This is a genomic window from Acidisarcina sp., assembly GCA_035539175.1.
In the GTDB taxonomy this organism is placed as follows: Bacteria; Acidobacteriota; Terriglobia; order Terriglobales; family Acidobacteriaceae; genus JANXZS01.
Window position 1 is genome coordinate 848,517 of record DATLIY010000007.1, and the last position, 13,673, is coordinate 862,189.

12 protein-coding genes are annotated in these 13,673 nt (G+C 59.4%); 7 read left to right on the plus strand and 5 right to left on the minus strand.

Annotated elements, in window-relative coordinates; genetic code table 11:
* The first annotated feature begins 114 nt into the window (after positions 1-114).
* Positions 115-1,842: a DNA polymerase/3'-5' exonuclease PolX gene (polX, locus tag VM554_06310; GenBank protein HVJ07977.1), complete on the plus strand. Its 1,728-nt coding sequence runs from the start codon at positions 115-117 to the stop codon at positions 1,840-1,842.
* Between the two features lie 67 nt (positions 1,843-1,909).
* Positions 1,910-2,515: a hypothetical protein gene (locus tag VM554_06315; protein HVJ07978.1), complete on the plus strand. Its 606-nt coding sequence runs from the start codon at positions 1,910-1,912 to the stop codon at positions 2,513-2,515.
* 85 nt (positions 2,516-2,600) lie between these two features.
* On the opposite strand, the gene VM554_06320 is transcribed toward VM554_06315, so the two are convergent.
* Positions 2,601-3,416: a hypothetical protein gene (locus VM554_06320; GenBank protein HVJ07979.1), complete on the minus strand. Its 816-nt coding sequence runs from the start codon at positions 3,414-3,416 to the stop codon at positions 2,601-2,603.
* Positions 3,417-3,563: 147 nt separating this feature from the next.
* Here VM554_06320 and thiO point away from each other — a divergent pair, with 147 nt between their 5' ends.
* Together thiO and VM554_06330 are read left to right on the plus strand one after the other, a co-directional pair.
* The gene (thiO, locus tag VM554_06325) at positions 3,564-4,652 is read left to right on the plus strand and encodes a glycine oxidase ThiO (protein ID HVJ07980.1); all 1,089 of its coding nucleotides are present in this window, start codon (positions 3,564-3,566) and stop codon (positions 4,650-4,652) included.
* A 216-nt stretch (positions 4,653-4,868) separates the two neighbouring features.
* Positions 4,869-6,005 (plus strand): citrate synthase, encoded by a 1,137-nt coding sequence (locus VM554_06330; protein ID HVJ07981.1) that lies wholly within the window; start codon positions 4,869-4,871, stop codon positions 6,003-6,005.
* A gap of 272 nt (positions 6,006-6,277) precedes the next feature.
* On the opposite strand, the gene VM554_06335 is transcribed toward VM554_06330, so the two are convergent.
* Entirely contained in the window at positions 6,278-6,847 is a 570-nt protein-coding gene (locus VM554_06335) for a DinB family protein (GenBank protein HVJ07982.1), read from the minus strand.
* A gap of 137 nt (positions 6,848-6,984) precedes the next feature.
* Here VM554_06335 and VM554_06340 point away from each other — a divergent pair, with 137 nt between their 5' ends.
* The gene (locus VM554_06340) at positions 6,985-8,196 is read left to right on the plus strand and encodes a cysteine desulfurase family protein (GenBank protein HVJ07983.1); all 1,212 of its coding nucleotides are present in this window, start codon (positions 6,985-6,987) and stop codon (positions 8,194-8,196) included.
* Positions 8,193-9,317, plus strand: coding sequence for a tRNA 2-thiouridine(34) synthase MnmA (gene mnmA, locus VM554_06345; protein ID HVJ07984.1), 1,125 nt, complete (start codon positions 8,193-8,195; stop codon positions 9,315-9,317). Before VM554_06340 ends, mnmA begins: the two co-directional genes overlap by 4 nt.
* A 29-nt stretch (positions 9,318-9,346) precedes the next feature.
* Here mnmA and VM554_06350 read toward each other — a convergent pair whose 3' ends face one another.
* Both VM554_06350 and VM554_06355 read right to left on the minus strand, forming a co-directional pair.
* Positions 9,347-9,850, minus strand: coding sequence for a hypothetical protein (locus VM554_06350; protein ID HVJ07985.1), 504 nt, complete (start codon positions 9,848-9,850; stop codon positions 9,347-9,349).
* A gap of 75 nt (positions 9,851-9,925) precedes the next feature.
* Positions 9,926-10,321 (minus strand): YtxH domain-containing protein, encoded by a 396-nt coding sequence (locus tag VM554_06355; protein HVJ07986.1) that lies wholly within the window; start codon positions 10,319-10,321, stop codon positions 9,926-9,928.
* Between the two features lie 364 nt (positions 10,322-10,685).
* On the opposite strand from VM554_06355, the gene VM554_06360 reads away from it, so the two are divergent.
* Complete coding sequence (locus VM554_06360) at positions 10,686-11,783, plus strand: BON domain-containing protein (GenBank protein ID HVJ07987.1); 1,098 nt, start codon at positions 10,686-10,688, stop codon at positions 11,781-11,783.
* A gap of 58 nt (positions 11,784-11,841) precedes the next feature.
* Here VM554_06360 and VM554_06365 read toward each other — a convergent pair whose 3' ends face one another.
* Positions 11,842-13,641: an acyl-CoA dehydrogenase family protein gene (locus VM554_06365; protein ID HVJ07988.1), complete on the minus strand. Its 1,800-nt coding sequence runs from the start codon at positions 13,639-13,641 to the stop codon at positions 11,842-11,844.
* Between the last annotated feature and the right edge of the window lie 32 nt (positions 13,642-13,673).

The window sequence follows — 13,673 nt, forward strand, 5'->3', positions numbered from 1 at the left end:
ACCCGGCATATGCTGTCAGCGAATGCCGGGTTTTTGTCTGCGCATTTTCAATGCCGCGTCCGGCCGCGCGATAATGACCGCCGGGGGTTACGGTAGCCAATGGACAATCAGGGCATGGCCAGATTGCTGGCCGAAACAGCGGATCTTCTGGAAATCGGCGGAGGGGATTCCTTTCGCATTCGCTCGTATCGCAACGCTGCCGAGGCAGTGGAGTCCACCACCCTGCAAATAAGCGCCATCGTGGACGATGCCAAAAAGCTCCAGCAAATTCCCGGGATCGGCAAAGGCATGGCGGCAAATCTGCTGGCCATCGAGCGTACCGGCACGCTGCCGCTGCGCGAAGAACTGCTGACCAAATACAAACCGACGATGCTCGAACTTCTTCGCCTTCCGGGCATGGGCCCCAAGACGGTGAGCCTGTTGTGGGAGGCGCTTGAGGTCGCGGATATCGACGCGCTGGAGGCGGCCATCGATGCGGGCAAGGTCGAGGCGCTGCCGCGCTTCGGCAAGAAGCAGGCCGAGAAGCTGAAAAAAGGCATCTCCGAATATCGCAGAAACAGCGGCCGCTTCCATATCGATGAAGCGGAACTCGTAGCACAGCAAGTTGCCGGATACCTGATGGGCTTTCCCGGGATCGATAGCGTCACTCCTGCGGGCTCGCTGCGGCGTGGCCGGGAAACGATTGGAGATGTGGATCTGCTGGCCACCGGCCCTGGCTGCGAAGAGAACTGCGTGAGTGCCGCAGTGGAATACACGGCAGCGTATCCGCCTATCGCCGACATCCTTGCCAAGGGAGAAAACAAGGTCAGCTTCCGCCTCCGCAGCGGGTTGCAGGTGGACGTCCGCCTGCTGCCCCGTGCCTCGTTTGGAGCGGCGCTGCAATACTTCACCGGATCGAAGGCTCACAACGTAGCCGTGCGGCAACGCGCGTTGAAGCACGGCTACACGTTGAGCGAGTACGCCCTGGCCCGGCTCGACGATGGATCGGTGGTGGCCGGCGCGACGGAGCAGGAGATCTACGCATCGCTCGGCCTGGATTGGATTCCACCAGAACTGCGCGAAAACAACGGCGAACTGGAAGCTGCCGCGGAGCACCGGCTTCCCACGCTCATCGAACTCACCGACATTCGCGGCGATGTGCATATGCACACCGTAGCGAGCGACGGCCGCAACACCATCCGAGCTATGGCAGAGGCGGCGCTGGCACGCGGCTACGAATACATCGCGATCACGGATCACACCAAGAATCTGGCGATGACCAACGGGCTCGACGACCAACGCGCGCTGGAGCATATCGCGAAGATCCAGGAAGTGGATCGCGAGATGGAGGGCCGCATCCGCATCTTTCCCGGCATCGAAGTCGATATCCTGGCCGAGGGCGAACTCGATTTGTCCGATGAGGTTCTGGCACAGATGGATGTGGTCATTGGCAGCGTCCACTCCCTCTTTAATCAGCCGGAAGAACAGATGACCGAGCGCATGCTGCGGGCGATGGAGAACCCATATCTGCGAATCCTTGGGCATCCGACAGGCAGGCTCCTGCTGCGCCGCGAGCCATACAAGCTGGATTTGCCAAGAGTGCTGCGACGGGCGGCGGAACTCGGCGTCGCCATGGAGCACAACGCCTATCCCGACCGCCTGGACCTGTGTGACCGCGACATGAGACTGGCGAAAGAGCTGGGCGTCCCAATCGTCGTCAATACCGATTCCCACCACATCAGCCACATGGAGAAAATGCACTATGGATTGCTGCAGCTGCGGCGAGCCTGGCTGACGAAAGAAGATGTGCTGAATACCCGGGATGCCAGCAATTTTCTTGCTGCGCTGCGGCCTCGTCCGTGAAATATCGAGAGAAAAAGAGTGTTCCCTATCGTCGAGGCTGCGCAACTCGGGATACAATTTCCCCACTGTGAGCGCCACATTGAACTCTCTCTCAAGCGTGCACGACCCGGATGATCTGGGCCGGTCCTCCGATCCCGGCTCCCATGCCCTCAAGGTCGTCCTGGTAGCTCTCGTGATCGTGGTCGCAGCCATTGCCGCCTACGTCTACCTTGGCGAGAAGCCTCCGGTGGCAACCGGTGAAGTGATCCGTGTTACTACGATCCCGGTTCATAAAGAATCAAACCTTCCTGCCGCCGCTGGAATGCCGGGCCAGAGCGAGACCTTCGATGAGGTTCTGGTCATGGCCCAGGTGCGCTTCCACAACCAGTCCAAGGGGCCGCTATTCCTTCATGAAATGGAGGCGGTGCTGGATCTGCCCAACGACCTGGAGCGGACAAGCCTGGCGGTCAGTAAGACCGATTTTGAACGGGCCTTTATCGCCTATCCGGAGCTGGCACCGCTGAAGGGCACTCCCATCGTGCGCGAAATTACAGTCGAACCGGGACAAACGGTGGAGGGGCTGATGCTCTTTCCCTTCCCGCTGACGCGCGAGCAGTATGAGCAGAAGAAATCCCTCGATATCGACGTAATCTTCCTTCATCAGAAGACTTTGGCGCTGAGGGCACCGCAGTAACGGCCTCACCCCGGCAACTCACGGCAAAAATACAGCCGGCCTCGATGAGGCCGGCTGTTCTGTCTCCTGCTTCTTTGCTCTTCGGTTATTTCCCGGCGCTCTTGGGAGCGGAGATGTAGCCGACAACCTGGTTCTTATTGATATTGTTCACCACGAGTTCGTAAAGCATGGGATCCTTGCCTGTATAAAACTGCACCGGCTCGTTCAATCCCTTGTCCTTCTTCTCAATCCTCTTGTCATCTGAGATCACATTCAGCGTGAAGCGATTCCTCTTGGTATCCGCCTTTTTCAGCTCCAGGCTCACAAGCCCCACCGGAATCGGCCTGCTGCCCTTATTCAGCGTGAATTCGTAGTAGTTGCGATCACCCTTGTGCTTCAGGATCTCGAGTTCGTCGTGATTGTGCGCGATCAGGCCGCTCTGGATTCCCAGATCGCCCTTCATGCTTTGCAACTGCGTTTGCGTGGCCACCAGGTCGCTCTGCGTCTTGGCAACGTCGGTCTTCACACCGCCAACCTCGGTCTTGACTCCTGCCACTTCGCCGGAGACTGCGCCAATCTGTTTCTGAGTCTCGCTCTGTTGCTTCTCCAGGCGGGAAGCGTCGGCCTGCTGGCGGCGCATCAGATCGGTGGCCTTCGCCTCAAGCTGCTTCTGCGTCATTCCGACGGATTGGCCCAGGGTTTCAGAGGTGACTCTCAGCCGTGCGTTCGTCTCCTTCAGCGCGCTTGCCAGCTTCTCATTCTCCTGCGTCGCGGCAGCGAGAGCCACCTCAGACTTTGCAAGACGCGAGGACAGGGTGAAGCTCCATATCAATCCACCAATCGACGCTACGATGGCCAGCACCAGGCCACCGATAAAGAGTGAGGAGTAATTCCGTTCCGGTGTTTCCAACAAGTCGTCCATATTGGCCTTTCTTCCGTACAAGGGTAACTACACAAGTTGAAGGGAACTCCTCGACTGGCGTTCCCATTTCACGTTTCCCGATTTCCTTTTGACGCAGGGGAACCCCTTACGATAGTTCATTCTGCCCCCAGCCCCTAGAATAGAAGTGTGAAAAGAGCAGACATCGTCATAGCCGGCGGCGGGATCATCGGACTCTCGACCGCATTGGAGTTGGTTGCCGAGGGCCTTCGCGTCGTTGTTGTCGAACGGGGACGCCCGATGAACGAAGCGTCCTGGGCTGCCGCGGGCATGCTTGCGTCTCACGATCCGGAGAATCCGCCGATTCTCGAAGCACTCTCCGAATTGAGCATCCGGCTCTACCCGGCATTTCTTGAGCGCGTGCAAGCTCTTTCCGGACAGAGCATCCCGCTGCGCACGCGAAGAGCCCTTCAGGGCACCCGCGCAGGAGAGCACTTTGCCGCGGGAACGCCCTGCCTGGTCGATGCGGCACAGGCCAGGGACACCGTTCCCGGGCTGAACAGCGAAGGCCGCCAGTTCCTGCTTCTGGACGAGGACAGTCTGGACCCACGCGACCTCTGCCGGGCGCTGCCTCGCGCGGTGGCCGCAGCCGGCGCGGAATTGCAGGAAGAGACGACGGTCCTCTCCGTCAAAGCCAGCGGACAACGCGTTGCGGTGGAAACGACCCAGGGGATGATCGATGCAGGACATTTTCTGAACTGCTGCGGAGCGTGGTCCGGCGGGCTACCGGGCGCAACGGGAGATTTTGCGCCGGATCGCCTCGGCATCGAGCCCCGCAAAGGCCAGTTGGTCACGGTGCAGATGCCGGATCCAGACAGTCTCCGCAACGTGGTGCGCACGCCAGAGACCTACCTCGTCCCTCGCGGAGATGGGCGCATCGTGATCGGCGCTACGCTCGAACGCGCCGGGTTCGATAAGGCCGTCGATAGCGACGTGGTTCAGACACTGGTCGACGAAGCTTGCGCTCTCTGGCCGCCGCTGACCGCGGCAAGGGTGGTGGATACCTGGGTAGGACTTCGGCCAGGATCGGGCGATGGGCTACCACTGCTGGGTAACTGCGGAGAAGACCGCCTGTGGATGGCAACGGGCCACTTCCGGAACGGGATTCTTCTGGCGCCCGCCACAGCCAGGGTTATGCGCCAGCTCCTGACCGGGGAGCCTCCCGAAGTCCCCGTCCAAAGCTTCACCCCGGCTAGATTCGCGGCGGCTAAAGGCTGATTTTCTGTGACGCACGCCCCGTTTCGGACCTGTCTGCAGACGCCCGCCAAATCTCGAAAGTGACAAATGTCGAATTGCTGCGCTATAAATCAAGAATATCTAACGGCAGCCGACATGCAGGATCGGGATTCTTTGTCTTCCCCCCATTCCGGCCAGGCATTTTTAATACAAGTTTTTTTAATCAACGAAGTCAGTTGCAAGGGAGAGTGAGAAGTTATGTCCACCTCGGTCGCGGTAAAGGGTCTTGAAGGAATCGTCGCAGCCAGCTCAGGAATTTGTTTTATCGATGGAGAGGCGGGCGTCCTTGCCTACCGCGGCATAAATATCCATGAACTTGCGGAAAAATCGACATTTGAAGAGACCGCCTATCTCCTGTGGAACGGCAGGCTGCCGAATCGCGAAGAATTGGCCGAGTTCACAAAAGAGCTGACAAACGCTCGCGTGCTGGATCCTGGGATCATCAGCATGCTGCGCGCCTTTCCGCACAATGCGACCCCGATGGAAGTGCTGCGCACGGCCGTCTCGGCCCTCAGCTTTTACGACGAAGATGAAAAGATAAACGACCACAACTCCAACATTCGCAAGAGCTTCCATCTGACAGCGCAGATCGCCATGATCGTCGCTATCTACGATCGAATGCGTAAGAATCTGCCCATCATTCCAGCGGACCCATCCCTTTCGCACGCAGCCAATTTTCTATGGATGCTGAACGGCAAGAAGCCCTCGGAGACGGCAACCCGCGCTCTCGATATTGCTCTGATTCTGCATGCAGATCACGAATTGAATGCCTCTACCTTCGCAGCGCGTGTGATTGCAGCGACCCTCTCCGACATTCATTCGGCGATCACTGGAGCCCTCGGCGCCCTGAAGGGCCCGCTGCACGGTGGCGCGAATGAGGCCGTGATGCGGCTCCTCTTCCTTATCGATAAGGAGGGTGAGGATCCGGTGGAGTATGTGAAAAAACTCCTAGCCGAAAAGAAGAAGGTCATGGGCTTTGGCCATCGCGTCTACCACACGGAAGATCCGCGCGCGACCCATCTGCGACAGATGTCCGAGAGCCTCGGGCGCGCCTCCGGCAATTCCAAGTGGTTTGAGATGTCGCGCAAGATCGAAGAGTTCATCCTTAAGGAAAAGAAGCTCAACGCCAACGTCGACTTTTATTCCGCATCCACCTACACCACCCTGGGCATCGATCTCGATCTCTTCACACCCATCTTCGCGATGAGCCGGATTGCGGGTTGGACAGCTCACGTCATCGAGCAGCAGGACGACAATCGCCTGATTCGCCCGCGTGCCGAGTACATCGGGCCAGTCTATCCTGCGCCTTATGTTCCGATGGATCAAAGGCCTTAACTCGCAGGCGCGGATGCCGTGGCGGGGGAGAAGCAGGTCCTTCGCTTCGCTCAGGATGACAAGCGCTTTGCTGCATGACAATCGCTTCGCGCATGACAGTCGCTTCGTTCTGGATGACAAGCCTTCGCTCTGGTTGACAGGCGCTTTGCTGCATGACAATCGCTTCGCTCTGGACGCAAGCATGATCTCAGGATGAGGCGGTGACGCTTGGTCCTTCAGCGGGAGCCGCTCCTCGCCAACTCCCGCTGCGGATCCGGCGAGGGAGCCGCCTGCTACTTCCCTTCCATGCGGCTGCGACTTGCCGGTGGCACAATGCCATTCATCCGCATGTACTCCACCATCTGACCGTAGTGGTCCATAAAGTGAGCGATTCCGAACGAGGTCATCCCGGCGCGGGTGCCTTTCGGGGTCATCTCAAAGGCGTTCTCCGGAGTCATCGTGTCCACCGCCTTCTGGGCGACGACGAAGGAATCCTTGAGCGCCTTCACTATGTCTGCCTTCGTTGTCAGCTTCTCGATCGACGACCCATCCTCTGACGATCCGGAGAAGGATCCCCAGTAATGATAGTTCGCCTCGGCGATATGCTTTACCTGCTGCGCGAAGGTGCGGACGCCCTTGAACTCGCCCTGCGTGGGAGCGAAGTTGTATTTCTCCTCCGGCATAGCTTCGGCAGCGCTAACCACCACATTCTCAAATCCGCTAAGCAACTTACCGTAAGCCTGAGAGGGCGAAACTTTGGTGCCGACGGGGGGCATCTCAGGCTTGGCCTGACACAGCGCAGCCGTGGGCGCAAGCAGCAGGCAACAAAAGGCAAATGCCGGGAAACGGTAGGGGATCTTCACAGAACACCTCCAGAAGGGCGTATCCATTGCGACGAAAAGCCTACCAGATCCTCGACCTGCATGCAGGGCTCAGCTTGTGATGGGATGAAGGCGCTCCAGCCCGGCACACCGTAGAATAGAAACAGGGGAATCGCAGCATGCACCGCGTATACATGGACGCGAACGCCACCACGCCTCTGCTGCCGGAGGTGATGGCGGCGATGCGTCCCTGGTTCGACGAGCAGTTTGGCAACGCATCGTCGATCCATTTCCACGGACAGCGTGCGCGCGCGGCGGTCGACCACGCACGAGAAACGGTTGCCACGATGCTGGACTGCCGTCCGGCGGAGATCGTTTTTACGAGCGGCGGTACTGAGGGAGACAACCTGGCGCTCTTCGGCATGCTGCAGCCGGGAGATCACCTGATTACCAGCTCGATCGAGCACCACGCAGTGCTGCATGCGGCCGAGCACCTGCGCGATCGGGGGATCGAGGTCACATTTCTTCCGGTGTCCAGCTCCGGCCTCGTCGATCCGGAGGATGTGCGCCGCGCCCTTCGCCCGCAGACAAAACTGATCAGCGTGATGACGGCCAACAATGAGACCGGAGTGCTCCAGCCCGTTGCGGAGATCGGCCAGATTGCCCAGGAAGCAGATGTTTACTTCCATACCGACGCAGTGCAGGCTGCGGCCAAGCTGCCTTTGGATGTCAAGTCGATCGGCTGCGATCTGCTGACGATCTCAGGCCACAAGATGCATGCGCCGCAAGGAACGGGCGTCCTGTACGTTCGCCGGGGAACGCAGATTGAGCCGCTCTTTTTCGGCGGCCTCCACGAGCGTCATCGCCGCGCGGGAACCGAGAACGTCGCAGGCATCGTCGGGCTGGGCAAGGCCGCCGAGCTTGCCATGGCTGGGCTGGAGGCGGGAGTGCCCCTGAAGATGGCCGCGCTCCGCGACCGCCTGGAGACGCAGATTCTCGGGAGCATCGACGAGGCCGGGATCAACGGCGGCGAATCTCCGCGAGTGGCCAACACGACAAACCTCTGGTTCGACCACGTAGAGGCGGAGGCGCTGGTCATCGCGCTCGACCTGAAGGGTTTGGCGGTTTCGGGCGGCTCGGCGTGCCAGTCGGGCGCTACTGAGCCGTCGCATGTATTGCTGGCCATGGGACTCTCAGAGGAACGTGCCCGCGCCAGTGTGCGCTTCAGCCTGATGAAGACGACCACCGAGGAAGATGTAGATTTCGCCGCATCGCTGGTGCCGCAGGCGGTTGCGCGCCTGAGAGAACTCTCGCCTGTGTATGCGAAGAAGTCCGCGGCCACGAAGACTGCATTTGCAATGAATAGTTATGAGGAGCGGAGACTTCCATGACCGAGGGCAGCGTGAATCCGCAGACCATCGCCGTAGCCATGTCCGGAGGTGTGGATTCCTCGACAGTGGCAGCGATGCTGAAGGCGGAGGGCTACAACCTGATCGGCCTGACTCTGCAGCTCTGGAATCAGCGGCGGCTTGCCGGCAAGGAGGGCATGCCGGAGCAGGTGCAGGGCCGTTGCTGCTCGATTGATGACGTATACGACGCCCGCCACGTGGCTGAGGAGCTGGGCATTCCATACTACGTCGTGAATCAGGAGGAGCGCTTCGAGCGCGATGTGGTGCAGCCTTTCGTCCGCGAATACCTCGCCGGACGCACGCCAATTCCCTGCTCGCTCTGCAACAACCATTTGAAGTTCGATCAACTGCTGCTCACCGCGCGGCAGATTGGCGCGGACCGGATCGCTACCGGCCACTATGCCCGCAACGAGTTTGACGCCGAGCGTGGACGCTGGATCCTGAAGCGGCCCGCGGATACCTCAAAGGACCAGACTTACTTTCTCTTTGGACTTACCCAGGAGCAACTCTCCCGTACGCTTTTCCCGCTCGGCAATTACACCAAGCCGCGAGTTCGCGAGATCGCTCACCAGGCCGGACTCGCTCTGGCCTCGAAGCCGGATTCGCAGGAGATTTGCTTCATTCCCGGCGGCGACTATAAGCGCTTCATGGAAGCCTACCTCGAAGAGCAGGGAGAGGTCGTTCCGGACTCCACAGGGGAACTGGTATCTGCGGCTGGCGAGGTCCTGGGCCGTCACGAAGGCATTCACCACTTCACCGTCGGGCAGCGTAAGGGGCTGGGTGTCTCTTCCCCCTCGCCACTCTACGTTCTGCAGATCGATAACACCTCGCATCGTGTCACGGTTGGGCCGGAAGCAGATCTGGCCACCAAGACGCTGCGCGCCCGGCAATTGAACTGGATTGCGATCCCCGAATTAGCTGGCGAGATGCGGGTGCAGATCAAGATTCGCCATCGGTTTGAGCCGGCGTGGGCCACCATCCGCCAGACCGCTGCGGATGAAGTCACCGCCACGTTCGACGAGCCTGCGCGTGCGGTCACCCCAGGCCAGGCCGCGGTCTTCTATTCCGAAGATGAAGTCGTCGGCGGTGGCTGGATCGTATGACTCAACGCACCCCTTTTGCAGGGTAGCGGCTATAGAACCGGGTTTCCGCCGTTTTTGGAGTGATCGCCAGGAGCGTGATCCCGTTGCAGAAGAGTCTCAAGACCTGCGCGGAAGCCCTGAAACAGCCCCTGCACCTTGCGGACCGGGATGGCAATCCCTTCCTGCAGGCTGACCGTCGCATGGTGAAGGCCGTCCAGCGTTCCTGAGACCATGTTGTCCATTCGCTCAGCCTGATGGCGAGTGCGGTCCACCATCTCATCGACGGCGGCGTTCACGTGTTCGGTCTGATGGCGTACCGTGTGGCTCACCTCTGTGAAGTTGGTCGCCATTACTTTGATCTTTGGAGAGACATCCTCAAGGAGATGCCGGGTGGTCGCCAGTGCCGGCAGGATGTGCTCCTTCAGCTCATCCAGAAGCCGGGTTACCTCAGCTATTGCTTTCCGTGTACCCAGGAATATACCGATCAGGACACAGGCCTGAATGAAGATGCCAATCGAGGTGATTGCTGTGATCGCGATGAGAGTGTCTTGCATTGTCCATTCGTGCATGTAGTTCTGGCCCCTCGATTGGCATCGTGCTTATATAGAAAGACTGAAATTCCAGCCGGTTTAGCTTTGCGTTGGGGAAGAGGGCGTTGCCGAGCGATTGTATGCTTCCTTGCCGGCATCTACGGCTGCGGCGACTCTGTCAGTCTGCTCCCCGACGAACCCTTTGCTTTTGTCGACAAACTCTTCCCACTGGGCACGCCCACGCTCGACATACTCCTTGCCGCGATCGACGTACTGACCAGCCTGGGCCTTGGCACGCTCGGCAAGAGCGGAGGCCTGTTCGGCAGCCTCTTTGGAGCGCTGCTTCAGATACTCCGATTTTTCCCGAGCCTGAGCCGCGATATCGTCGCGGGTCTCTTTCCCGGATTTCGGAGCATAAAGAACCCCAATCAAGGCTCCCAGGCCAAGACCTGCAAGAAACCAGCTAAAACCACTGCTTTGAGTTTCCTCTGACATATTGATTCTCCTAGTCGCCCTAAGCGACGGTAAAACACCCGGATAGTGCCAAATACAGGTTTCCAGGCAAATCTGCACAACTGATGTAGATGCCTCGGTTAGTAGATATGCTGCCATGAAAAGAGGCAGCAAAGGAACCGGAACCTATTGCGTGGCCTCATCATACTGTCTTCCATACCTTTAAGTCGCCTATGGAATCACTGTATTGGAGAATAAGCAAGGGTTTTCGGATGGAAACGCCTATCCCCACTCCCCCTCAAAGCGTCTTACACTAGGAGCGGCGGAGGCCGAGCCTCAGTCCACCGGTTTAATTTTGATGCAAATCTGTTGTTCCACAAACAGCGGTTTCAGGAGAAATAATTCGATGCGCACTTCAGGAAAACTCGCACAATTGCTGCAAATCATGCTGGCAGCGTCCTTGCTTGTAGCAGCTTCAGGGTGCAAGAAACAGGCGGCGGACCAAGCCGCCACGGCGACGACCGCGGCACCGACGGATCAGCAGATGTCCTCGAATATAACGAGCAGATTGAACACGGAATCCGCGTTGAGTGGCCAACCTATCCAGGTGGCTGTGGATAACGGCAGGGCCACGCTGAGCGGCACGGTAACCGACGAAGCGTCTCGTTCCCTTGCTGCGAACGACGCAGCTTCCGTAGACGGAGTCAAGACGGTCATCAACAACCTGACGGTGCGGCCGGCGCGGTCGGAAGCTCCGGCGATGCAGGAGCCAGCACCTCGCAGGGAGCGTACACGCGCCTATGCGCCGGCACCAGCAGCGGAACCACCAGCGCCCGTGCACACCGCTGCCCAACGGACACCGGAGCCAGTCAAAGTTGTGAACCCGCCTGCGCCTCCCAAGCCAGTCACGCGGACCGTTACGGTACCCTCGGGCACAACCATACCGGTGCGTCTGACCGAGGCCCTGGAGACCGGCAAAACACAGCCAAACTCGGTATTCCACGCCTCTCTGGCCGGGGACCTGATCGCTGACGGCGTAACTGCGATCCCTCGCGGCGCAAGCGTGCTGGGACGCGTAATCGAGGCGAAGGACGCGACTCACTACACCGGCAACTCCGTGCTGACCCTCGAACTGACGCAGATCACCGCCAACGGACAAACCTTCCACCTCGTCACCGACCCCTACACCCAGCAGGGCAAGGGACGCGGCAAGAACACGGCTGAGAAAGTGGGCGGTGGAGCGGCCATCGGTGCCCTGATTGGCGCGCTGGCAGGTGGCGGCAAGGGTGCGGCTATCGGCGCGGCGACTGGCGGCGGCGTGGGCGCCGGAGCCAACACCATCACCCGAGGAGAGCAGGTAAAGCTGCCCTCCGAAAGCATGGTGAACTTCCGCCTTCAGAACCCCATCTCGGTGACGACGACAACCACCCCAGGTGGACAGCAGGTCAAGTCCTATGACAGTGGCGATACATCCCAACCCGATCCAACGCTGCAGCAGCGCTAGAAGCTGCGAAACACGATGGGGGAGGCACGAGGCCTCCCCCATCGTGTTTCTGTACACACTAGATCGAGTAGCGCCCTGCCTCGATCATCGCTCTTGCCACGGAACGGCTGACTTCAATGGTGTTCACCGGCGTATGCTTCGACAGGCGCCGGAAGATGGCCAGTTGCGTCCGCAGCATATCTCCCTCTGCGACAGCCGCCAGCACGCGGCGGGCGGCGTTCTCGATCACCGAGAAGCAGTTCTCCGCATGGACCCTGGTTATAGCCTGAGCGATAGCCGCGGAAGTGGAACCGGACTGGTGCAACTTTTGCGCACGCAGCAGTGCCGACTCCAGCGAATAGACCTGAATCAGAATGTCGGCAAGCTCCCCCATCACCTCCTGCTGATCCACTAACGCAGCCATGTACTTCTGCGAAGCCGCGCCGGCGGCAAAGAGAGCTATTTTTTTTGCGCTGGCCAGCAGAGCAACTTCGCCGGCGAGCGGGTCGCTGGATTCCCCGGCATCTTCAAACGAAGGCGGCGCCATCACCTCTTCCATCAGCCTGGAGATTGCAGGCATGAGCGCAAGCTGGCCGGTCATGGCGCGCTTCATCAGCCAGCCGGTAATGATGAGGCGATTGATCTCGTTGGTGCCTTCGAAGATGCGGTTGATGCGCGAGTCGCGGTAGGCGCGCTCCGCCGGATACTCCTCCACGTAACCGTAACCGGCGTAAATCTGCACCATGTGATCCGTGACCATGTCGAGCATCTCCGACCCATACACCTTCAGGATGGAACACTCCACGGCGTACTCTTCGACGCGCTTCTGAATCTCGCGCGAGGAGTGCGCGGCATCTGCGGCAAGGGTCGCCAGCGCCTGATCGATCATGCCCACCGTGCGATATGCCATGCTTTCGCCGGCAAAGATCCCAATAGCGCAGGCAGCAATCTTCTCCTGCACCATCCCAAACTCCGCGATAGGCTTGCCAAAGGCCATGCGCTCCTTCGCATAGCGGATGCTGTTGCCGAGAGAGCCGCGCGCCCCTCCCAGGCATGCTGCGGCCAGCTTGAAGCGTCCAATGTTCAGGATGTTAAACGCGATATATTGGCCCTTCCCTGCCTCGCCGAGAAGATTCTCCACCGGCACCTTGCAGTCGGAAAGAATCAGCGGGCAGGTAGACGATCCTCGAATCCCCAGCTTGTGCTCTTCCGCGCCAATCGAAAGCCCCGGCGTTCCGCGCTCGATGAGGAAGGCGGAGAACTTCTCTCCATCGATCTTGGCGAAGACGGTAAACACATCGGCAAATCCTGCATTCGTGATCCACATCTTCTCGCCGTTCAGGATGTAGTGTTTGCCATCCGCCGAGAGTTCGGCGCGCGTGCGGATATTCATTGCATCCGAGCCCGAGGTCGCCTCGGACAGCGCATAGGCTCCAATCCATTCGCCGGTCGCCAGCTTCGGCAGATACTTCTTCTTCTGATCCTCCGTGCCGTACCAGACAATCGGGAGCGTTCCAATGCCAACATGTGCGCTGAAGGCAACCGAAAAGCTCGCATAGACAGAGAGACGGTCGGCAACAATTGCGGACGTGGTCTTATCCATTGCCAGGCCGCCATACTCCTCCGGTATATCGACCGCCATCAGGCCGAGATCCCCTGCTTTTTTCAGGATGCTGCGGGTGACCTCGAAGTTCTTGGCTTCGATCTGATCGGATGCCGGCAGCACCTCGCTCACCGCAAACTGTGCAGCGGTATCGGCGATCTGGCGCTGCTCTTCGCTGAAGTCTTCAGGAGTAAAGACCTCCTCTGCTGTGCGGTTTTCGATCAGGAAACTTCCGCCTGCTACGGGCTTGGCGATGGGAGATGCAACGGTGGCCATAGATCCGCTCCTAACTTCCGATTCTTAACCCT